The organism is Bradyrhizobium sp. KBS0727, from assembly GCF_005937885.2.
In the GTDB taxonomy this organism is placed as follows: Bacteria; Pseudomonadota; Alphaproteobacteria; order Rhizobiales; family Xanthobacteraceae; genus Bradyrhizobium.
The window spans coordinates 6,623,345-6,642,577 of sequence record NZ_CP042176.1; the positions used below are offsets into that span (position 1 = coordinate 6,623,345).

Sequence of the window (19,233 nt, forward strand, 5' to 3'; positions counted from 1 at the left end):
CATTGCAGGCGAAGCGAAGCAATCCATCTCGCCGCACAGAGGCCGCACAGAGAAAGAATGGATTGCTTCGTCGCTTCGCTCCTCGCAATGACGAAAGAAAAAAAGGAAAAAACATCATGGAAATCGGATTTATCGGCCTCGGCAAAATGGGTTTTCCGATGGCGCGCCGCCTGATCGAGGCGAAGCATCAGCTCACCGTGAGCGACACCCGCAAGGAAGCCGTCGACAAGCTGGTCGTGCTCGGCGCGCAGGCCGCCACCTCGCCCAAGGACATCGCCGACCGCTGCGAGACCGTCCTCGCCAGCCTGCCGTCGCTGCAGGCCTCGCTTGAAGTTGCGACCGGCGCCGGCGGCGTGATCGAAGGCAAGCGCGTCAAGCGCTTCATCGACCTCTCCACCGTCGGTTCGCACATGGCTACGAAGATTCACGGCCTGCTGGCGAAGAAAAACATCGTCCAGCTCGACAGCCCCGTCAGCGGTGGTGTCGGCGGCGCCGAGAAGGGAACCCTGGCGGTGATGGTCTCCGGCCCGCGCGCCGATTTCGAAATTGCAAAACCCGCGCTCGATGTCATCGGCAAGGTGTTCTTCATCGGCGAAAAGCCCGGGTCGGCGCAGACCATGAAGCTCGCCAACAATTTCCTGTCGGCGACCGCGATCGTGGCGACGTCGGAAGCGGTGGTGATGGGCGTCAAATCCGGGCTCGATCCGGCCGTCATGATCGACGTCATCAATTCCGGATCCGGGCTCAATACCGCCAGCCGCGACAAGTTTCCGCGCTCGGTGCTGCCGCGCACGTTCGATTTCGGCTTCGCCACCGGCTTGATGGTGAAGGACGTCCGGCTCGCGCTGGAAGAGATGAAATCGCTGGGCCTGTCGATGGAGGTCGCCGAAGCGGTGGGCCGGCTATGGGAAGTCGTGATTCGTGACCAGGGGGCGGACAGCGATTTCACCGAAGCGATCAAGCCGATCGAGAAAGCGGCGGGCGTCGTGGTCGGTGGAACGAAAAGCCCTCACGCCGCGAAGTAGATTCGTCGTCCCGGCCTTGAGCCGGGACCCATACTCCGCGGGCCAATGTTGCCGGAAAAAAGAATAACCAGCAGCGAGCAAAGCAAGGACCGCCTGTGGTTATTCCCCGCGCCCGTGTCAGCCCTTGATCACGGGCCGCGGCATCGCGGCGCGGGCCTCGATCGCGTTGGCCGCGTCGAGGCAGATGTCCTCGCGAAACTTTCCGCTCACAATTTGCACGCCGACGGGGATTCCGCCGATCACGCCGGTCGGGACTGACACCGCGGGAAAGCCCAGAACGGCAATCGCGAGCAGCGGCCGCTGGGCGTCGATCAGCCTTCGCACGACGTCGGCGTCTTCCTGATCCTGGCCCTTGCGGAACGGCAACTGGTCCGACACCGGCATCACGATCACGGGATGGCGCGCCATGAACAACTGCCACTCCCGCATCAACGCCAGACGCTTCTCGAACAAAGCGAGCACCTCATCACCATCGTAATGCGGTGCATAGGCGAGATGCGCATCGATATTGTAGCGGCTCCTGTGGTCGCCGAACTTGTGGACCGCCGGCGCAAGCCCGCGACGCTCCTCGTTGATCACGATGCCGTGCCAGAGATCGTTCGCATCCATCAGCCGCGGCGGCGCAATTTCCTCGATGGCATAGCCGGCATCGGCGAGCCAGCGGCCGGCGTTGCGGATGGCATTCTGCACTTCCGGCGCAGTCTCGCCAAACGGGTTTGGAACGATGGCGGCGCGGATCGGCTGCGCCGGTGACGGTCCCTGCAACGGCGCCGGAATCCAGTTGGGGTCCCTGACATCGCCAACGGCCATCGCCGCCAGCCCCAGGCGCACATCGGCGATGGTGTGAGCCAGCGGGCCCTGCACCGATATCAGCTGCGCCGAGATCGGACGCTCCGACGTCGCGGATGAATTGAAAGCGGGAACCCGGCCCGGCGTCGGCCGCAGGCCGGCAACCCCGCAGGCATAGGCCGGATAGCGCACCGAGCCACCGAAATCATTGCCGTGCGCGATCGCGCCCATGCCGGCAGCCACCGCGGCCGCGGCGCCGCCGCTCGACCCGCCGGGCGTCAGGCTGTCGCTCCAGGGATTGCGCGTGGTGCCGTGCAGGTCATTGTCGCTGAACCAGCGGTGCGAAAACGCCGGCGTATTGGTACGACCGATGATGACGGCGCCGGCCTTGCGCAGGTTGGCGACCGGCGGACTGTCCTCGGTGGCGATGACGTCGCAAAACGCGACGACGCCGTTGGTGGTGGCGCAGCCGCGCTGATCGACATTGACCTTGATCGTCACCGGCACACCATGGAGCAGCCCGAGCGGCGCGCCGGACTTCACCGCGGCATCGGCCGCATCGGCCGCAGCCAGGGCTTCCTGCTCCAGCACCTGCACGATCGCATTGATCGCCGGATTGACCGCGGCAACGCGCGCCAGACTGGACTGCACCGCCTCGCGGCTCGATAGTTTGCGCTCGCTAATCGCCTTTGCGAGATCGGTGGCCGACCACTGCCATAGTTCTTGCTGCATGTTTGCTCCCTGACGTCTCAACCCAGCATTTCGTCGTCCCGGCCTTGAGCCGGGATCTACTCCGCGGTCGATATTGCTGGAAAAGAAGGAATATCCAACACCATCCACGACCGAGAGGCCGCGGCGTATGGGTCCCCGCCCCCGTGCGCAGTTGCGCACCAGGCGGGGACGGCAGGCTAATTCACAGCCAGGGCGCCGGTCTGTCCATCGCGATCAGCTCTTCGACCTCGACGCGCGGACGCACCACGGCGTATTGGTCGTCCTTGACCAGCACTTCCGGCACCAGCGCGCGGGTGTTGTAGAAACCGGACTGCACCGCGCCGTAGGCGCCGGCGGTCATGATCGCCAGCAGATCGCCGGCCTTGGGCTCGGGCAGCTTGCGGTCGAGCGCGAGATAGTCACCGGTTTCGCACACCGGGCCGACCACATCGGCCGTGATCATGCGCGCACCTGGGGCGGCCTCGCGAACCGGGAGGATGTCGTGATGCGCTTCGTACAGCGTGGGGCGGATCAGGTCGTTCATCGCGGCATCGATGATGACGAAGTTCTTGGCCTCGCCCGGCTTCACGTAGATGACGCGTGCGATCAGGATGCCGGCATTGCCGACGATCATCCGGCCCGGCTCGAACATCAGCGTGCAGCCGAGATTGTGCGTCACCCGCTTGACCATCGCCGCATAGGCCGACGGCAGCGGCGGCGCCTCGCGGTCCATGTGATAGGGAATGCCGAGCCCGCCGCCGAAATCGATATGCGAAATGTTGTGGCCGTCGGCGCGCAGCGTCACGACGAATTCGGAAAGAATCCGGAACGCGGTTTCCATCTTGGAGAGATCAGTGATCTGGCTACCGATATGCATGTCGGTGCCGGTCACCTCGATTCCCGGCAGCTTGGCCGCGCGGGCATAGACCTCGCGGGCGCGCGCGATCGGAACGCCGAACTTGTTCTCGGACTTGCCGGTGGCGATCTTGGCGTGGGTGCCGGCGTCGACGTCGGGATTGACGCGCACCGAAATCCGCGCGGTCTTGCCGGTCTCGACCGCGAGCTTCGACAGCAGTTCGAGCTCGGGCTCGGACTCGACGTTGATGCAGAGAATGTCCGATGCCAGCGCCGCGCGCAGCTCGGCTTCGGTCTTGCCGACGCCGGAGAACAGGATCTTGTTCGGCGGAATTCCCGCCGCCAACGCCCGCTTCAGCTCGCCGCCGGACACCACGTCGGCGCCGGCGCCGAGTTTCGCCAGCGTGCGTAGCACCGACTGGTTGGAATTGGCCTTCATGGCGTAGCAGACCAGCGTCTTCTCGCCGGCAAAGGCCTCGGTGAAGACCCGGTAGTGGCGCTCCAGCGTCGCCGTCGAATAGCAATAGAACGGCGTGCCCACGGCCTCCGCGAGCTCGATGAGATTGACCGCCTCGGCGTGCAGCACGCCGTTGCGATAGTCGAAATGATTCATGATGAGCTCAGTTGCCCAGCAGCGGATCGAGAACGAACGGTTTCTTGCGGCCCTTGGACGCCGCGGGCGCCGCCTCGGACCCATAGGTCGAGTTGAAGACGCCGGGCTGTGCGGCGCGCTCGGTCTCGCTGTCTGCCGTCGCGGGCGCGGCCGACAGCTGCGGCGCGTTCGGCGGCAAATCGAGGCCGGCCTTGCGGCCGCAGCCGCCCAGCGCGAGCGCGGTCACGCTCAGCAGGATGATGGCCCACCCCGAAGATGTCGGCCGGTAGTTACTGATCACGACAATATCCCCAATACGCGCCGCACCATACAAAGATTGCCCCAGTCTGGCGAGTGCTGATGGCCGCTGGATAACCATGAAATTGCAGCGAAATTTTTTCCCTCAGCCCAATTTTCGCTCTTTTTCCAGCCGCCTCAGCCAGGCTTTCGCCTGCGCCGTCACGTTCTTCGGCGCAGTGCCGCCATAGCTGGTGCGGCTTTTGACCGAAGCTTCCACCGACAGCACGCGCAGGGCTTCCGCGGTAATCTTGGGCTCGACCTCCTGCATCGCCTTCAGCGGCAGCTCGTGCAGGGCCACGCCCTGCTTTGACGCCAGGCCGACGATACGCCCGGTGACGTGGTGGGCGTCGCGGAACGGCATCTTCAGCGTCCGCACCAGCCAGTCGGCCAGGTCGGTGGCGGTGGCATAGCCCTCGCCGGCGGCCGCCTTCATCCGCGCCTCGTCGGGCACGAGATCGATCACCATGCCGGTCATCGCCCGGATCGCCAGCGACAGCGCGGAAAACGCTTCCATCGCGCCCTGCTTGTCCTCCTGCATGTCCTTTTGATAGGCGAGCGGCAGCCCCTTCATCACGATCAGGAGCCCGGTCAGCGCGCCGATCACCCGGCCGGTCTTGGCGCGCACCAGTTCGGCGGCGTCGGGGTTGCGCTTTTGCGGCATGATCGAGGAGCCGGTGGTGAACTTGTCGGAGAGCCGCACCAATCCGACCAGCGGCGAGGTCCAGATCACGATCTCCTCGGCGAAGCGCGACATGTGCACGGCCGCGATCGACGCCGCCGACAGCGTTTCGAGCACGAAGTCGCGGTCCGACACCGCATCCAGCGAATTGGCCATCGGCCGGTCGAAGCCGAGTGCTTTCGCCGTCGCGGCGCGGTCGATCGGAAACGAGGTTCCGGCCAGCGCCGCAGCCCCGAGCGGCGATTCGTTCAGGCGCTTGCGCGCGTCGGCAAAACGGCCGCGGTCGCGCGCGGCCATCTCGACATAGGCCAAGAGATGATGGCCGAAGGTGACGGGTTGCGCGGTCTGCAGATGGGTGAAGCCCGGCATGACAGTGCCGGCATGTTCCAGCGCCTTCTCAACCAGCGCATGCTGGAACGCCGCCAGTGCCGCGTCTGTTACGTCGATCGTGTCGCGCACGAACAGTCGGAAATCGGTCGCCACCTGATCGTTGCGCGACCGCGCGGTGTGCAGCCGCCCGGCGGCGGGACCGATCAGGTCGGTCAGCCGGCTCTCGACATTCATGTGAATGTCCTCGAGCGCGCGCTTGAACTCGAACGATCCGTTGCCGATTTCTGACAAAATCGTGTCTAGACCCTTGCCGATATTTTTCGCATCACTCGCGGTGATAATGCCTTGCGCCGACAGCATCGCGGCATGGGCCTTGGACGCGGCGATGTCCTGGGCATAGAGGTGTCGATCAACGTCGATCGAGACGTTGATTTCCTCCATGATCGCATCGGGACGCTCGGTGAACCGGCCGCCCCACATCTTGTTGCTCATGACTTCCCGTGCCCTGTCGTCTAAAGCCCTGTTAATCGAAGGCGCGCCATTTATCGTCGAAACCCGCGAAACGCCGTGCCGGTCTGCTTCGTAATATGGGCACTGCATAGCCATATCTGACACAGGATGACAAACGATATGCCCGATATGCCCACCCCCCGCCCGGCCGTCACGCGCCGGATCCCGCTCGCCATTGGCGCGGTCGCGGTCGGCGCGCTGATCGGTTTTGCCGCGGTCTACGGCCTCGGTGCCTTCAAACGCGGTCCAGCCGGCGATACCGCCTGCAACGGGGCGGTCGCGCTGGCCAAGAAGATCGCGCCGTTGGCACAGGGCGAAGTGGCCGCGCTGACCATGGCGACGACCCCGCTGCGGCTCCCCGACCTCGCCTTCGAGGATGCCGACGGCAAACCCAAAAAGCTCTCCGACTGGCGCGGCAAGACCGTGCTGGTGAACCTGTGGGCGACCTGGTGCGTGCCCTGTCGCAAGGAAATGCCTGCGCTGGACAGCCTGCAGACCAAGCTGGGGGGCAAGGATTTCGAGGTGGTCGCCATCAACATCGACACCCGCGACGCCGAAAAGCCGAAAAACTTCCTGAAAGACGGCAATTTGACCCGGCTCGCCTATTTCAGTGACCAGAAAGCCAAGGTTTTTCAGGATCTTAAGAACATAGGCAAGGCGCTGGGGATGCCGACCTCGGTGCTGGTCGACGGCCAGGGCTGCGAGATCGCCAATATTGCCGGACCGGCCGAATGGGCCAGCGACGACGCCATCAAGCTGATCAAGGCCGCGGTGCAGCCGGTGGCCGCGGGATTTTAGGTCATTTTCCGGGCTTCATCCTTCGAGACGGCTGCTTCGCAGCCTCCTCAGGATGAGTCCTAAACCCTCATGGTGTGGAGCGCGTCTTCGCGCGTTTCCGAACCACAAGGACGCTGCGTGGGCAGCTACCGGATTTCAAGCCGTAATATTGAGGTTGCCGCCGATTCCGGCGCCGAGATTGGCGGTGGAAGGCGAGGCCTGCCCGCCCAACAGGGTCAGGACCGCGGACTTTTCAGCATCGGAATTCGATTTCATGATCGTGGCCGCGACCTGCATCTGGGTATTCCCCGCCTGAGCAGAAAGAAGACCCGAAACCATGCTCATCATGTCCATACGCGGTGCCCCCAAACGCGGGCGAGGCTAGCGGGCGAAGGTTAACGCTTGGTGGCCGGAGGATTCCCTCAACCGGCTTCATTGCTCTCGTAACGGAGCAAATCGGCCGGCTGACATTTCAGATATTCACATATCTTCTCCAGCGTATCGAACCGGACGCCCTTCACTTTTCCCTGCTTGAGCAGCGAGAGATTGGCCTCGGTGATCCCAATATGCTCCGCGAGATCCTTGGATTTCACGTTGCGCTCGGCCAGCATCACGTTCAGCCGGACCCGGATCGGCATGTGGCACCTCAGACGAACTGGGCATTTTCGGCGGCGATGGCATGCGCCTCCGCCATGACCCACGCGATCACCGCGACCAGGCCCGCGAACAGCAACGCCAGCAGCGAGTCGGACCCGAGATTGATCACGAGGGCCTTTCCGGTCGCGTAGGTCTGCCAGCTCAGCAGGATCGACAACGCGGCGCCGGCAAAGGGCTTCAGCAAGGTCGAAGCAAACACCGCGATCGCAAGGTCGCGCAGCCGATCGACGTTTTCAGCGGTAAAGAAGCGGCTGTTGGCGAACTCTTCAAAACACCGGCGTGCCCGCAGCAGACCCCAGATCAGGCAAGCGAGCGACAACGCCGATATCGCCATGCTCGCCAACCGCACGGGCCAGCCGATCGGACGGATCGCGATGCCGGGCAACCGCGCGTCGAGCAGGATGGTTTCATCGACGCTGACGATCCAATAGGCGGCCAGTCCGGCCGTCAGAACAATCGAAAGCCCCACACATGCGTATGCGAGCACGCGGCTAACGCTCCGAATCCGCCTGACGCGATCGAGCCGCGACACCGGATGGGAAAGATCGGACGAGCTGGATGAGATCATCGAGTCAGACTCCGCAAAGCGATTGACGTATTATCGTTTTACGATAATAAATATCTGTATATCAACATTCTCCCAAACGGAGCCGTCCAATGCCGCATCGTCGTTTACAACGCCCCGGCTCGGTCTTCGCGGGCATCCTCGTTGTGCCGATGATCGGAACAACGATGGTTGGCGCCGAACCCTCTACGTCCCGCGGGCAAATCTCGGTCGCGCAGGTTAGGGCAATGCTGGATCAGGCCGCGACCAACCCGACGGCACGCCAAACCTTGACCGCCTATCTCGCGGGGGCCGGAGAGACCGCGGGATGGCTACTCGATGTCGCCGCCGACCAGGGTTTTTCGCAGCACGGCTGCGCGCGTCGCCTCAGCCTCGATGACAAGGCGGCCCGTCAGGCGCTCGAAGCGAACCCGCCAAAGGCCAGCCCGGCCGAAACCGCCGCCACGCCGCTGATCGTTCGCGACATGTTGAAGCGCGCCGGATGCCGCCTCAGCGAAAAATGAGGGACGGCACGAGCGCGCGCGGGATCACCGCGTCGGGACCGGCTTGTCGCCGCGGTAGTCGTAGAAACCGCGCTGGGTCTTGCGACCGAGCCAGCCGGCCTCGACATATTTCACCAGCAGCGGGCACGGCCGGTATTTGGAATCCGCCAGCCCTTCGTGCAGCACCTGCATGATCGACAGACAGGTATCGAGCCCAATGAAATCGGCCAGCTCCAGCGGCCCCATCGGATGGTGGGCGCCGAGCTTCATCGCCGCGTCGATCGCCTCGACGTTGCCGACGCCCTCGTAGAGCGTGTAGATCGCCTCGTTGATCATCGGCAGCAAAATGCGGTTGACGATGAAGGCCGGGAAATCCTCCGATACCGCGACCTGCTTTCCGAGCCGGGTGACGAATTCCTTCGCCGTATCGAACGTCGCATCATCGGTGGCGATGCCGCGGATCAGTTCGACCAGCTCCATCAGCGGCACCGGATTCATGAAGTGAATGCCGATGAAGCGCTCGGGACGGTCGGTCGAGGCCGCAAGCCGCGTGATCGAGATCGACGAGGTGTTGGAGGCGACGATCGCTTCCGGCTTCAGCACCGCGCAGAGTTCGTGGAAGATCTTGCGCTTGACCTCTTCCTTTTCGACCGCGGTCTCGATCACGAGGTCGCAGTCCGATAAGCCGTCGAGCGTCTCGGCGGATGCGATACGGTCGAGCGCTTTCTTGCGCGCATCCTCGGTAATGATGCCCTTGGCAACCTGACGCGACAGGTTGCCGTTGATGGTCGCCATCGCCGATTTCAGCCGGTCGGCCGAGACGTCGTTCAGCACCACGTCGAGCCCGGCGAGCGCCGCCACATGCGCAATGCCGTTGCCCATCTGGCCCGAGCCGATCACGCCGACCTTCTTGATTGTCACCGCCATCTTGCCATCCACCGGAACGGCGCGCACATCGCGCCTGTTCATCTCTGAATCCCTATTCTGATAATATCAGAACCGGAATTTCAGTCCCACCTTTGGCGCGTTTTCTTCACGCAAAGTCGGTATCCGCTTCGCTTGAAAACGCCCTGAAACATACCGGCCGGACGTTTTCACATCCGGCCGGTCCCGTCAGTTACTTGCCGAGCTTGCCGAGTTCTTCGGTCAGTTCGGGAACCGCCTGATAGAGGTCCGCGACCAGGCCGTAATCGGCAACCTGGAAGATCGGCGCGTCCTCGTCCTTGTTGATCGCGACGATCACCTTGGAGTCCTTCATGCCGGCGAGATGCTGGATCGCGCCGGAGATACCGATCGCGATATACAGTTCCGGCGCCACCACCTTGCCGGTCTGGCCGACCTGCCAGTCGTTCGGCGCGTAGCCGGCATCGACCGCGGCGCGCGAGGCGCCGACACCGGCGCCGAGCTTGTCGGCGAGCGGCTCGATATATTTGGCGAAGTTCTCGCGGCTCTGCATGGCGCGTCCGCCGGAAACGATGATCTTCGCCGAGGTCAGTTCGGGACGGTCGCTCTTGGCGACTTCCTCGCCGACAAAGCTGGAGAGGCCGGGATCGGCCGCAGATGCGGCGTTCTCGACCGTTGCGCTGCCGCCGTCACCTGCCGCGGCAAAGGTCGAGGTCCGCACCGTGATAACCTTCTTGGCGTCCTTTGACTTGACGGTCTGGATCGCGTTGCCGGCATAGATCGGACGCTCGAAGGTATCGGGCGCAATCACCTTGATGATTTCCGAGACCTGCATAACGTCGAGCAGGGCCGCGACGCGCGGCATCACGTTCTTGAAGCGCGAGGTCGCGGGCGCGACGAAGGCGTCGTAGCCGGGGGCGAGCGCCACGATCAGCGCGGCCAACGGCTCGGCGAGGTCGTGGGCATAGAGCAGGCCGTCGGCCAGCAGCACCTTCTTCACGCCGGCCAGCTTGGCCGCCGCATCCGCGGCCGCCTTGGCATTTTCACCGGCCACCAGCACGTGAACGTCGCCGCCGAGGGCGGTCGCTGCGGTCAGCGCCTTGTTGGTGGAGTCCTTGATCGACGCATTGTCGTGTTCGGCAATCAACAGCGTAGTCATCAGAGAACCCCGGCTTCGGTCTTGAGCTTCGAAATCAGTTCGGCGACGTCCTTGACCTTGACGCCTCCCTTGCGGCCGGGCGGTTCCGAGGTCTTGAGCACTTCGAGACGCGGCGTGAGATCGACGCCGTAGTCGGACGCGCTCTTGTCGTCGATCGGCTTCTTCTTCGCCTTCATGATGTTGGGCAGCGAGGCGTAGCGCGGCTCGTTCAATCGCAAGTCCGTCGTTACGATCGAGGGTCCCTTCAGTTTCACGGTCTGCAGGCCGCCGTCGACTTCGCGCGTCACCTTGAAATCTGCACCGTCGACTTCGAGCTTGGAGGCAAAGGTCGCCTGCGACCAGCCCAGCAGGGCAGCCAGCATCTGGCCGGTCTGGTTGGAATCGTCGTCGATCGCCTGCTTGCCGAGAATGATCAGGCCGGGCTTTTCAGCGTCGGCGACGGCTTTCAAAATCTTCGCGACCGCCAGCGGTTCGACGTTGCCTTCGGCCTTGACCAGAATGCCGCGGTCGGCGCCCATGGCAAGACCGGTCCGGATGGTTTCCGAGGCTTGCGCCGGGCCGATCGACACCACGACCACCTCGGTCGCCTTGCCGGCTTCCTTCAGCCGCAGGGCTTCCTCGACGGCGATTTCGTCGAACGGATTCATCGACATCTTCACGTTGGCGAGTTCCACGCCCGTTCCGTCGCTCTTGACGCGGACCTTGACGTTGTAATCGACCACCCGCTTTACCGGCACAAGAACCTTCATCGATCCTCTTTCGCTTGAATTCTGGGGTTTGATGGCTTGGGCGCGGAACCTAAAGGTCCCGCTACCGGTGGTCAACGCGCGAAAGCCAAAAATCGGCCCCGCACGGCCGGGAAGACGATAGGTATTTTAACGGTTCTGACCCGGCACCCAGAGCACGTCTCCGGCCCCATTGTCGTTCACGGCGCGACTGGCCACAAACAGGAAATCCGACAGCCGGTTGATATATTGTATGGCAGCGTCGCTGACCGGCTCGGCCGGATTGGCGGCGAGTTCCACCATGATCCGTTCCGCCCGGCGACATATGGTGCGGGCGAGATGGAGGTATGCCGCGGCGGGGGTGCCGCCCGGCAAAATAAAGGACGTCAGCGGCGCCAGCTTCGCGTTCAGGCTATCGATATCGCGCTCGAGCCGCTCGACTTGGCTCGCCAGCATCCGCAGCCGTTCGGCCTTGCCGTCGCGCTGGGGCACCGCGAGGTCGGCGCCGAGATCGAACAGATCGTTCTGGATCAGGCCCAGCATTTGATCGAGTTCGGGCGCGTCGGCCAGATGCAGCCGCACCACGCCGATGGCGGCATTGGTCTCGTCCACGGTGCCGTAGGCTGCGATCCGCAGATCGAACTTCGGGCGGCGCTCGCCGCTGCCGAGCGCCGTGGTGCCGTCGTCGCCGGTTTTCGTATAGATGCGGTTCAGCACGACCATTTTAGACTCCTGCGTCCGGTACGCTATTTGCCCATCGCCCAGACGGCGACCATGGTGATGACGATGGCGACGAACTGCAGCAACACCCGCAGGCGCATCAGTTGCTGCGACCGGTTCGGCGAGCCGCCCCGCATCATGTTGATGAGGCCGAGCAGCAGCACGATTGCGACGGCCGCAACGGCGATGGGAAGGACAATCGAACTCAGAAAGGATGCCATTGGCGCTACATAACACCGCGCAGGGTCAACATCTACACGTTCACAAGCGGTTCAACGATCTGGCTTTTAACCCAATAATATCAGAAGCTAGCCGGATTCCCGGGTGAAACCGTCATTCGCAAGCACAAGGTGGGCTGTGAGGCAAATACGCTACGTCTACCACGTCGTGATGGATGCGTTTTACACGTTTCTCGCCGACGACGGCTGGGCGATCGCGAGCCATATTGCGCTGTCGACGCTGATGGCGCTGTTTCCCTTCCTGATCGTGCTGACCTCGCTGGCCGGCTTTTTCGGCTCCAAGGAACTCGCCGACCAGGCCGTCAGCCTGTTGCTGGAGGTGTGGCCCAAGCAGGTCGCCGATTCGCTGTCGGGCGAAATCCACGACGTCCTGACCACCACGCGCGGCGATATCCTGACCATCGGCGCCGTGCTCGCGGTCTACTTTGCCTCCAACGGCGTCGAAGCGCTGCGGGTGGCGCTGAACCGCGCCTATTCCGTGGTCGAGCCGCGGCGCTGGTACTGGCTGCGGCTGGAATCGATCGGCTACACGCTGGTGGCGGCCTTCACATCGCTGGCGATGGCGTTCCTGATCGTGCTCGGGCCGCTGATGCTGGAAGCGGCGCGGCGCCACATTCCGTTTTTCGTCGAGACCAACGAGCACTTCCTCAACGTCACCCGCTACGGCATCACGATCTCGGCGCTGATCGTGGCGCTCATTATCCTGCACGCCTGGCTGCCGGCGGGACGAAGAGGTTTCCTGCAGATCCTGCCCGGCATCATCTTCACCATGGTGGCGTCGCTGGTGTCGGGCATCGTGTTCGGCCAGTACCTGGCGCGCTTCGCCAACAATTACGTGACGATGTATGCCGGCCTCGCGTCGGTCATCATCGCGCTGGTGTTTCTGTATTTCATCGCCGCGATCTTCGTCTATGGCGGCGAGTTGAATGCGGCGATCATCAAGTCGCGGCTGCCGCACGGCGTGTCGCTTCAAGCAGCGCAGTCGCTAGCGCACGGGGAGACACGGGCTTGACCAGAAAGGCGTCGGCGCCGGCGGCGCGCGACGCCATCTCGTCGTCGCCGCGGCCCGACACGCCGATGATTGCGATGCGGCCGTAAGGCGGCGCCAGCGCGCGAATCCGCCGGATCGCCTCGATGCCGTCGATGCCGGGCAGCACCATGTCCATCAGGACGGCGTCGAATGCGCCCTGCGCGATCCGCTCCGGTGCGGCCTCGCCCCGGCCGATGAATTCGGTCTGGTGACCGAGTTCGGTCAGGATGGCGTTGAGCACGACGCGGCCGAACGGATTGTCCTCGACGCTGAGCAGTTTGAGCGGCCGCTGGCCGGGCATCGATCTTCCGCCGTCGGCAACGCCGCCGCCGCCGGCCCTGGAAGCGCGGGCGCGGGTCAGCGTCACCGCCAGCGTGAAGACGGTTCCGCCGCCGCGCCGCGCCGCCACCATGATGTCCCCGCCCATCGCGCGCGCGATCTGCTTGACCGACGCCAGCCCGAGCCCGGCGCCGCCGAAGCGCGCCGCGATCGAGACGTTGGCCTGCGAGAACGGCCGGAACAGCCGCTTGACCTCGTTGAGCGTGAGACCGATGCCGCTGTCCGATATCGCGAAGGCAACGCCGACCTTGCCCGCGGCGCCGCGCAGCGGCGTCACGGTCAGCGCAATCGCGCCCTGCTCGGTGAACTTCGCCGCATTGTCGATCAGGTTTTCCAGCGCCGCGCGCAGCCGGACCGGATCGCCGACCACGAACGCCGGCAGTTTTTCCGAAATGTCGACGGACCATTGCAACCCCTTGGCCGCTGCCCGTCCCGCCAGCGAGTCGCCGACGCTGCGCGCCAGCGCCGGCAGATCGAACAGGTCCTGCCGCACACTGGCGTGGGTGCCCCGGCTTCGTGCCGCATCGACGAACAGGGTCGCGAGACTCGACAGATGTTCGGCGCCGGCCTTGATGGTATCGGCCCAGCGCCGCTCGCGTTCGTCGAGGTCGGACGTGGCCAGCAGATTGCTGATGGCGAGAATGCCGGTCAGCGGCGTGCGGACCTCATGGGCGAATGCCGCGAGTGCCGCCTCGACCATGCCCGGTCCCGACGCGGCTGGGCGCTTGCGACGCGGCTTGGCCGGTAGTTTCTTGGCCGGCAACTTTTTGGCACGCTTCTTCGCCGGCCGCTTTTTGGGCAGCGCTTTCGAACGCCGTACGCGTGGTTTTGCCGCCATGGTCCCCTGTCTCGCCGTGCCAGCATGCCATGTCACGGCGGCGCGAGTCACGGGCCGGTTTGTGGTTGCCACAGTAAGTAAAACTACGGCAGTTGTACCCGTTGCCGGATGTCCGCCGGGGTTGCCCCGGCCGCGCGCAATTCGCGCAAGCCCGTGGACCCGGTCGATTTCGAGAGCTTTTGCCCCGATGCATCGGTCATCAGCGGGTGATGACGGTAGATCGGTTGCGGCAGCCCGAGCAGCGATTGCAGCAGCCGGTGCACGCTGGTCGACCAGAACAGGTCCCTGCCCCGCACCACATCGGTGACGCCCTGCAGCGCATCGTCGATCACGACCGACAAATGATAGCTGGTCGGCGCCTCCTTGCGCGCCAGGATGACGTCGCCCCAAGCTTCCGGGTGGGCGGTGACGGCACCGCGCTCGCCATCAGGGCCTTCGCCATGCTCGGTCCAGCCGAGATCGCCGGCCTGTGCGCAGGCCGCAGCCATGTCGAGGCGAAGCGCATAGGGCGCGCCGGATGCGATCAACCGCTCGCGCTCTGCCGATGACAGCGACTTTGCATCCCCTGGATAAAGCAGAGCGCCGTCTGGATCGCGCGGCCACGGCGCGTTGAATTCCCTCTCGGCGGCCAGCCGGGCGATCTCGGTGCGGCTCTCGAAGCTCGGATAGATCAGGCCACGCGCACTCAGCTTTTCGATCGCCTCGCGATAGGCGTCAAAATGCTCCGACTGCCGCCGCACCGGCGTTTCCCAGGCGAGGCCAAGCCAGGCAAGGTCCTCGTAGATCGCAGCCTCGAATTCCGGCCGGCAGCGCGTGGCGTCGATATCCTCGATGCGCAGCAGGAATTTTCCGCCGGACGCGCGCGCCATCTCGAAATTCAGCATCGCCGAACAGGCGTGGCCGAGATGGAGATAGCCGTTCGGACTCGGCGCAAATCGGAAAACGGGTGGCGGCATGTATCAGCATTCGCATGAGGCGGGACTCTGTTACGCTATTATATGGATGGCCTGGTGATCCAGCGAAGACGCGCTTCGCGCTTTTGCCCGGCCATGACGAAGAGAGAGAAATGACCATCCATCTCAACACCCAGGCCGATCTCGAAGACGCCATCGTTGCGCTGGTCGCGCAGGACAAGCGGCTGAAGCCGATCCTCGACCTCACGGGCATGCCGGCGCTGCGGCAGCGCGAGCCGGGATTTGCGGGTTTGGCGCACATCGTCTGCGGCCAGCAGGTCTCGACCGCCAGCGCCGCGGCGATCTGGGGCCGGCTCTCGGCGGCGTTCGACCCGTTCGATCATGCCGCTATCCGCAAGGCCCGCACCGACCGCCTCGGCCGGCTCGGCCTGTCGGGGGCCAAGATCAGGACGCTGAAGAACATCGCGCGCGAACTCGATGCCGAGCGGCTGAACCTCGACGTGCTGGCGGAAGAGGACGCCGACGCCGCGCACAACACGCTGACGGCGCTGCACGGCATCGGCCCGTGGACCGCCGACGTCTATCTGCTGTTTTGCCTGCGCCACGCCGACGCCTGGCCCGCCGGCGATATCGCCGTGCAGGAGGCCGTCAAGGTCGGACTCGGTCTCACGACGCGCCCGACGGCAAAACAGATGGCGCCGCTGGCCGAGCCGTGGCGTCCGCTGCGCGGGGCGGCGGCGCATCTGTGGTGGAGCTACTATCGCGTGTTGAAGAAGCGCGAGGGCGTGCTGGCGGAAAAGGTCAGCCCCGCCAAGGTTAGCCTCGCCAAGATCAGCCTCGCAAAGTCACCCGGTCCTCGCGCGCGCAAGCGGTGACGAAATCGATCACCGCGCGCATCGCCGGGAGGTCGACGAGGTCCGGATGCGCCAGCAGCCAGAGATCCGCCACATTGACTAATTTTTGTGGGGCGACCCGGACCAGATCGGGATCGCCGGCGGCGGCGAAACACGACAGTGCCGCGATGCCGAGGCCGGTCTTTGCGGCGGCCAGCATTGCTTCCCGCGACGTGCAGCGCAGCACGACGGTCCCTTGCCGGGTGATGCCTTCGCTCCAGCGCGCGAGTCCCACGTACGATGTGGGATCGGCGAAGCCGATAACGCTGTGCCCCTTCCATTCATCACGCCGCTCCGGGAGCCTGCGCCGCGCGGCGTAGTCGCGCGAAGCATAGAAGCCGGTACCAAGCCGGCCGATCCGCCGGCCAATCAAGTTCTCTTCACCACTGTCGAACGGCCGTAGCACGACATCGGCCTCCCGACGGCGGACGCTGGCCGGATACGGGTGGGTAATGATCTCAAGCTGAATATGGTCGTGCGCGCGCAGGAACGGCTCCAGCCGCGGCACTAGCCAATGCGAGGCCAGCGTTGACCCGATCGATAGCTTGACCACGCCGCGGGCCTGCGCACCGGTCGCCGACACCGCGGCCTCGGCGCGCAACGCCGCCGCCGCCATCACCTCGACATGCTCGCGAAACTTGCGCCCCTGCGAGGTCAGCGACAGCCCGTCATTGGAGCGCGCGAACAGGGGGATTCCGAGCTGGTTTTCCAGTTCGGCGACCTTGCGGCCGACCGTCGGATGGCTTGAACGGAGCTGGCGCGCCGCAGCCGCGAAGCTGCGGGTTTCCGCCACCGCGACGAAGGTCTTGCAGAGGTCCCAATCCATCGCGCCCTCCCGCCGGGTATGTTCATAGCTGGATAGTCATCTGTTCAATATTGAACAGGCCGGCGCTGCCGTCCAGCGCTATAATGCACCGCATCAATCAACATGACAGGCGCGTTCCGGATCCTCGCGGGCCGCGTTCCCAGGGAGAGACCGCATGCCGTTACCCGCTTCGCTTGTGAATACGCTCGAACTGCCGGTGGTCGGATCGCCGTTGTTCATCGTCTCCGGGCCCGAACTCGTGATCGCCCAGTGCAAGGCCGGCATCGTCGGCTCGTTCCCGGCGCTGAACGCGCGCCCGGTCGAGAAGCTTGGCGAATGGCTGAGCCGGATCGAGAACGAACTCGGCGAGTACAAGGCGCTGCATCCGGAGAAGAAGGTCGCGCCCTACGCCGTCAACCAGATCTGCCACGCCTCCAACGACCGGCTGATGAAGGACATGGAGACCTGCGTGAAGCACCAGGTTCCGATCATCATCACCTCACTGCGCCCACCGCAGGAGATCGTCGAGGCCGCGCATTTCTATGGCGGCGTCGTGTTCCACGACGTCATCAACGTCAAGCACGCGCGCAAGGCCGCCGAACAGGGCGTCGACGGCCTGATTCTGGTCTGCGCCGGCGCCGGCGGGCATGCCGGCACGCTGTCGCCGTTCGCGCTGGTGCGCGAGGTCAAGCAGTGGTTCAAGGGCACCATCCTGCTGTCGGGCGCAATCTCCGACGGCTGGAGCATTGCCTCCGCGCTCGCGCTCGGCGCCGACCTCGCCTATATCGGCACCCGCTTTATCGCCACCGCGGAAGCCAACGCCGATCAGGCCTATAAGGCCGCGCTGGTCGAACACGCCGCGCACGACATCGTCTATTCCAACCTGTTTACCGGCGTGCACGGCAATTATCTGGGACCGTCGATCGTGGCCGCGGGCCTCGATCCCGACAACCTGCCGGTCGCCGACAAGTCGAAGATGAACTTCGGCTCCGGCGGCAACACCAAGTCGAAGGCGTGGCGCGACATCTGGGGCTCGGGCCAGGGCATCGGCCAGATCGCGGACGCACCGCCGGTTTCCGAACTGGTCGAACGCATGAAGGCGGAGTTTACCGACGCCAGCGGCGATTTTCTGAAGCGGTCGCGCGCGTAAAGCGCGCGCGACCCGGCTTCAACAAGACAGATACAGGGATGGTAACAATGAGACTCTCGCGGCATTTAATGACGCTCGCATTCGCCTTGACGGCGGGTGCTGCGGCCGGCGCCGAGGACAAGGGCGACATCCGTATCGGCCAGACGCTTCCCTATAGCGGGCCGCTATCGAGTTTCGGCATCATCGGGCGGGCGCAGCAGGCCTATTTCGAGAAGGTCAACGCCGAAGGCGGCATCAACGGCCGCAAGATCAGGTTCATCAGCCTCGATGACGCCTATTCGCCGCCCAAGACGGTGGAGCAGACCCGCAAACTGGTCGAGCAGGACGAAGTACTTGTCATGTTCGGCTCATTGGGAACCGCGACCAACAGCGCCGTGCATCGCTATCTCAACGGCAAGAAGGTGCCACAACTGTTCGTGCTGAGCGGCGCTACCAAATGGGCCGACCCGAAGAACTTTCCGTGGACGATGCCGGGGATGCCGGCCTACCAGTCCGAAGGCGTGATCTATGCCAAGCATATCCTGCAGACCAAGCCCGACGCCAAGATCGCCATTCTCTCGCAGAACGACGATTTCGGCCGCGACTATGTCGCCGGCTTCAAGCGTGCGCTCGGCGACAAGGCCGCGACCATGATCGTGGCGGAAGCCAGCTACGAGACCAGCGCACCGACCATCAATTCGCAGCTCGCCACGCTGAAGGCCTCCGGCGCCAACGTGATGTTCGGCGTCGTGCTCGGCAAATTCACCTCGCAGATGATCAAGGGCGCCGCCGAGATCAACTGGAAGCCCGACCTGTTCTTTGTCCCGACCTCGGCGTCGTCGATCTCGTTCCTGGAACCCGCCGGCCTCGAAAACGCCGTCGGCCTGATCTCATCCAGCAACCAGAAGGATGCGATGGACGTGCAATGGGCCGACGATGCCGGCGTGAAAGCGTATTTCGCCTTCATGAAACAGTATCTGCCGAACGCCGACCTCAACAATTCGAACTATGCAGCGGGCTATCATTTTGCCAGCCTGCTGATGAAGGTGCTGGCGGCGTGCAAGGACGATTTTGGCCGCGACAACATCATGAAGCAGGCGGCGTCGCTGCGCGAGGTTGAGCTGCCGATGCTATTGCCGGGCATGACGGTATCGACCGATGCCGACGACTATCTGCCGTTCCAGCAACTGAGACTCCGCCGCTTCGACGGCAAGAGCTGGGTCGGTTTTGGCGAAATTCTGGACGACCGCTGAGCAGTGGCCGGGGA

The 19,233-nt window shown here is 64.2% G+C and carries 22 protein-coding genes; 7 read left to right on the forward strand and 15 right to left on the reverse strand.

Going from position 1 to position 19,233, the window contains the following annotated elements; translation table 11 throughout:
* Window positions 1-116 precede the first annotated feature (116 nt).
* Window positions 117-1,025: an NAD(P)-dependent oxidoreductase gene (locus FFI89_RS31020; protein WP_138831287.1), complete on the forward strand. Its 909-nt coding sequence runs from the start codon at window positions 117-119 to the stop codon at window positions 1,023-1,025.
* Window positions 1,026-1,142: 117 nt separating this feature from the next.
* Here FFI89_RS31020 and FFI89_RS31025 read toward each other — a convergent pair whose 3' ends face one another.
* From FFI89_RS31025 to argH, 4 genes are all read right to left on the reverse strand, one after another.
* Window positions 1,143-2,546 carry an amidase family protein gene (locus tag FFI89_RS31025; RefSeq protein WP_138831288.1) on the reverse strand — a complete coding sequence of 468 codons (1,404 nt, stop codon included), beginning with the start codon at window positions 2,544-2,546 and terminating at the stop codon, window positions 1,143-1,145.
* A 181-nt stretch (window positions 2,547-2,727) separates the two neighbouring features.
* A complete protein-coding gene (gene lysA / locus FFI89_RS31030) occupies window positions 2,728-3,993 on the reverse strand; it encodes a diaminopimelate decarboxylase (protein ID WP_138831289.1) in 1,266 nt (421 codons plus the stop codon).
* Between the two features lie 7 nt (window positions 3,994-4,000).
* On the reverse strand, window positions 4,001-4,273 hold the full coding sequence (locus FFI89_RS31035; protein ID WP_138831290.1) for a lipoprotein: 273 nt from the start codon (window positions 4,271-4,273) through the stop codon (window positions 4,001-4,003).
* A gap of 102 nt (window positions 4,274-4,375) precedes the next feature.
* Window positions 4,376-5,773 carry an argininosuccinate lyase gene (gene argH, locus FFI89_RS31040; RefSeq protein ID WP_138831291.1) on the reverse strand — a complete coding sequence of 466 codons (1,398 nt, stop codon included), beginning with the start codon at window positions 5,771-5,773 and terminating at the stop codon, window positions 4,376-4,378.
* Window positions 5,774-5,920: 147 nt separating this feature from the next.
* On the opposite strand from argH, the gene FFI89_RS31045 reads away from it, so the two are divergent.
* Complete coding sequence (locus FFI89_RS31045) at window positions 5,921-6,589, forward strand: redoxin family protein (protein WP_138831292.1); 669 nt, start codon at window positions 5,921-5,923, stop codon at window positions 6,587-6,589.
* Between the two features lie 135 nt (window positions 6,590-6,724).
* On the opposite strand, the gene FFI89_RS31050 is transcribed toward FFI89_RS31045, so the two are convergent.
* The 3 genes from FFI89_RS31050 to FFI89_RS31060 form a co-directional block, all read right to left on the reverse strand.
* On the reverse strand, window positions 6,725-6,922 hold the full coding sequence (locus tag FFI89_RS31050) for a hypothetical protein (protein WP_138831293.1): 198 nt from the start codon (window positions 6,920-6,922) through the stop codon (window positions 6,725-6,727).
* 68 nt (window positions 6,923-6,990) lie between these two features.
* Complete coding sequence (locus FFI89_RS31055; protein ID WP_138831294.1) at window positions 6,991-7,206, reverse strand: helix-turn-helix transcriptional regulator; 216 nt, start codon at window positions 7,204-7,206, stop codon at window positions 6,991-6,993.
* An 8-nt stretch (window positions 7,207-7,214) separates the two neighbouring features.
* Window positions 7,215-7,793: a DUF2975 domain-containing protein gene (locus tag FFI89_RS31060; RefSeq protein ID WP_138831295.1), complete on the reverse strand. Its 579-nt coding sequence runs from the start codon at window positions 7,791-7,793 to the stop codon at window positions 7,215-7,217.
* 89 nt (window positions 7,794-7,882) lie between these two features.
* On the opposite strand from FFI89_RS31060, the gene FFI89_RS31065 reads away from it, so the two are divergent.
* The gene (locus tag FFI89_RS31065) at window positions 7,883-8,293 is read left to right on the forward strand and encodes a chlorophyllide reductase (RefSeq protein WP_138831296.1); all 411 of its coding nucleotides are present in this window, start codon (window positions 7,883-7,885) and stop codon (window positions 8,291-8,293) included.
* A 24-nt stretch (window positions 8,294-8,317) separates the two neighbouring features.
* Here FFI89_RS31065 and FFI89_RS31070 read toward each other — a convergent pair whose 3' ends face one another.
* The 5 genes from FFI89_RS31070 to FFI89_RS31090 form a co-directional block, all read right to left on the reverse strand.
* Window positions 8,318-9,199 carry a 3-hydroxybutyryl-CoA dehydrogenase gene (locus FFI89_RS31070; RefSeq protein WP_138835858.1) on the reverse strand — a complete coding sequence of 294 codons (882 nt, stop codon included), beginning with the start codon at window positions 9,197-9,199 and terminating at the stop codon, window positions 8,318-8,320.
* Window positions 9,200-9,389: 190 nt separating this feature from the next.
* Entirely contained in the window at window positions 9,390-10,334 is a 945-nt protein-coding gene (locus tag FFI89_RS31075) for an electron transfer flavoprotein subunit alpha/FixB family protein (protein WP_138831297.1), read from the reverse strand.
* The gene (locus FFI89_RS31080; protein ID WP_138831298.1) at window positions 10,334-11,083 is read right to left on the reverse strand and encodes an electron transfer flavoprotein subunit beta/FixA family protein; all 750 of its coding nucleotides are present in this window, start codon (window positions 11,081-11,083) and stop codon (window positions 10,334-10,336) included. The genes FFI89_RS31075 and FFI89_RS31080 overlap by 1 nt, the downstream gene beginning before the upstream one ends.
* Window positions 11,084-11,209: 126 nt before the next feature.
* Complete coding sequence (locus tag FFI89_RS31085) at window positions 11,210-11,782, reverse strand: cob(I)yrinic acid a,c-diamide adenosyltransferase (RefSeq protein ID WP_138831299.1); 573 nt, start codon at window positions 11,780-11,782, stop codon at window positions 11,210-11,212.
* A 23-nt stretch (window positions 11,783-11,805) separates the two neighbouring features.
* Window positions 11,806-12,000, reverse strand: coding sequence for a twin transmembrane helix small protein (locus FFI89_RS31090; RefSeq protein WP_138831300.1), 195 nt, complete (start codon window positions 11,998-12,000; stop codon window positions 11,806-11,808).
* Between the two features lie 169 nt (window positions 12,001-12,169).
* Between FFI89_RS31090 and FFI89_RS31095 the strand changes: the two genes are divergently transcribed.
* Window positions 12,170-13,030, forward strand: coding sequence for a YihY/virulence factor BrkB family protein (locus tag FFI89_RS31095; RefSeq protein ID WP_210249172.1), 861 nt, complete (start codon window positions 12,170-12,172; stop codon window positions 13,028-13,030).
* Here the strand turns inward: FFI89_RS31095 and FFI89_RS31100 are convergent.
* Together FFI89_RS31100 and gluQRS are read right to left on the reverse strand one after the other, a co-directional pair.
* Window positions 12,957-14,225, reverse strand: coding sequence for an ATP-binding protein (locus FFI89_RS31100; RefSeq protein ID WP_138831302.1), 1,269 nt, complete (start codon window positions 14,223-14,225; stop codon window positions 12,957-12,959). The genes FFI89_RS31095 and FFI89_RS31100 overlap by 74 nt on opposite strands.
* An 83-nt stretch (window positions 14,226-14,308) precedes the next feature.
* Complete coding sequence (gene gluQRS / locus FFI89_RS31105) at window positions 14,309-15,181, reverse strand: tRNA glutamyl-Q(34) synthetase GluQRS (protein WP_138831303.1); 873 nt, start codon at window positions 15,179-15,181, stop codon at window positions 14,309-14,311.
* A 110-nt stretch (window positions 15,182-15,291) separates the two neighbouring features.
* Here gluQRS and FFI89_RS31110 point away from each other — a divergent pair, with 110 nt between their 5' ends.
* Window positions 15,292-16,014: a DNA-3-methyladenine glycosylase gene (locus tag FFI89_RS31110; protein ID WP_138831304.1), complete on the forward strand. Its 723-nt coding sequence runs from the start codon at window positions 15,292-15,294 to the stop codon at window positions 16,012-16,014.
* Here the strand turns inward: FFI89_RS31110 and FFI89_RS31115 are convergent.
* On the reverse strand, window positions 15,971-16,858 hold the full coding sequence (locus FFI89_RS31115) for a LysR family transcriptional regulator (RefSeq protein WP_138831305.1): 888 nt from the start codon (window positions 16,856-16,858) through the stop codon (window positions 15,971-15,973). The genes FFI89_RS31110 and FFI89_RS31115 overlap by 44 nt on opposite strands.
* Before the next feature lie 154 nt (window positions 16,859-17,012).
* Here FFI89_RS31115 and FFI89_RS31120 point away from each other — a divergent pair, with 154 nt between their 5' ends.
* Entirely contained in the window at window positions 17,013-17,987 is a 975-nt protein-coding gene (locus tag FFI89_RS31120) for a nitronate monooxygenase family protein (RefSeq protein WP_138831306.1), read from the forward strand.
* Between the two features lie 47 nt (window positions 17,988-18,034).
* Complete coding sequence (locus FFI89_RS31125) at window positions 18,035-19,219, forward strand: ABC transporter substrate-binding protein (RefSeq protein WP_138831307.1); 1,185 nt, start codon at window positions 18,035-18,037, stop codon at window positions 19,217-19,219.
* Window positions 19,220-19,233 lie beyond the last annotated feature (14 nt).

Bases quoted from the DNA above. Each gene is read 5' to 3' on its own strand.
- FFI89_RS31095 (WP_210249172.1), top strand. From the start codon at position 12,170: ATGGATGCGTTTTACACGTTTCTCGCCGACGACGGCTGGGCGATCGCG.
- FFI89_RS31065 (WP_138831296.1), top strand. From the start codon at position 7,883: ATGCCGCATCGTCGTTTACAACGCCCCGGCTCGGTCTTCGCGGGCATC.
- FFI89_RS31025 (WP_138831288.1), bottom strand. From the start codon at position 2,546: ATGCAGCAAGAACTATGGCAGTGGTCGGCCACCGATCTCGCAAAGGCG.
- FFI89_RS31090 (WP_138831300.1), bottom strand. From the start codon at position 12,000: ATGGCATCCTTTCTGAGTTCGATTGTCCTTCCCATCGCCGTTGCGGCC.
- lysA (WP_138831289.1), bottom strand. From the start codon at position 3,993: ATGAATCATTTCGACTATCGCAACGGCGTGCTGCACGCCGAGGCGGTC.
- gluQRS (WP_138831303.1), bottom strand. From the start codon at position 15,181: ATGCCGCCACCCGTTTTCCGATTTGCGCCGAGTCCGAACGGCTATCTC.
- FFI89_RS31075 (WP_138831297.1), bottom strand. From the start codon at position 10,334: ATGACTACGCTGTTGATTGCCGAACACGACAATGCGTCGATCAAGGAC.
- FFI89_RS31085 (WP_138831299.1), bottom strand. From the start codon at position 11,782: ATGGTCGTGCTGAACCGCATCTATACGAAAACCGGCGACGACGGCACC.
- FFI89_RS31045 (WP_138831292.1), top strand. From the start codon at position 5,921: ATGCCCACCCCCCGCCCGGCCGTCACGCGCCGGATCCCGCTCGCCATT.
- FFI89_RS31120 (WP_138831306.1), top strand. From the start codon at position 17,013: ATGCCGTTACCCGCTTCGCTTGTGAATACGCTCGAACTGCCGGTGGTC.
- FFI89_RS31020 (WP_138831287.1), top strand. From the start codon at position 117: ATGGAAATCGGATTTATCGGCCTCGGCAAAATGGGTTTTCCGATGGCG.
- FFI89_RS31110 (WP_138831304.1), top strand. From the start codon at position 15,292: ATGACCATCCATCTCAACACCCAGGCCGATCTCGAAGACGCCATCGTT.
- FFI89_RS31060 (WP_138831295.1), bottom strand. From the start codon at position 7,793: ATGATCTCATCCAGCTCGTCCGATCTTTCCCATCCGGTGTCGCGGCTC.
- FFI89_RS31070 (WP_138835858.1), bottom strand. From the start codon at position 9,199: ATGGCGGTGACAATCAAGAAGGTCGGCGTGATCGGCTCGGGCCAGATG.
- argH (WP_138831291.1), bottom strand. From the start codon at position 5,773: ATGAGCAACAAGATGTGGGGCGGCCGGTTCACCGAGCGTCCCGATGCG.
- FFI89_RS31050 (WP_138831293.1), bottom strand. From the start codon at position 6,922: ATGGACATGATGAGCATGGTTTCGGGTCTTCTTTCTGCTCAGGCGGGG.
- FFI89_RS31055 (WP_138831294.1), bottom strand. From the start codon at position 7,206: ATGCCGATCCGGGTCCGGCTGAACGTGATGCTGGCCGAGCGCAACGTG.
- FFI89_RS31080 (WP_138831298.1), bottom strand. From the start codon at position 11,083: ATGAAGGTTCTTGTGCCGGTAAAGCGGGTGGTCGATTACAACGTCAAG.
- FFI89_RS31115 (WP_138831305.1), bottom strand. From the start codon at position 16,858: ATGGATTGGGACCTCTGCAAGACCTTCGTCGCGGTGGCGGAAACCCGC.
- FFI89_RS31100 (WP_138831302.1), bottom strand. From the start codon at position 14,225: ATGGCGGCAAAACCACGCGTACGGCGTTCGAAAGCGCTGCCCAAAAAG.
- FFI89_RS31125 (WP_138831307.1), top strand. From the start codon at position 18,035: ATGAGACTCTCGCGGCATTTAATGACGCTCGCATTCGCCTTGACGGCG.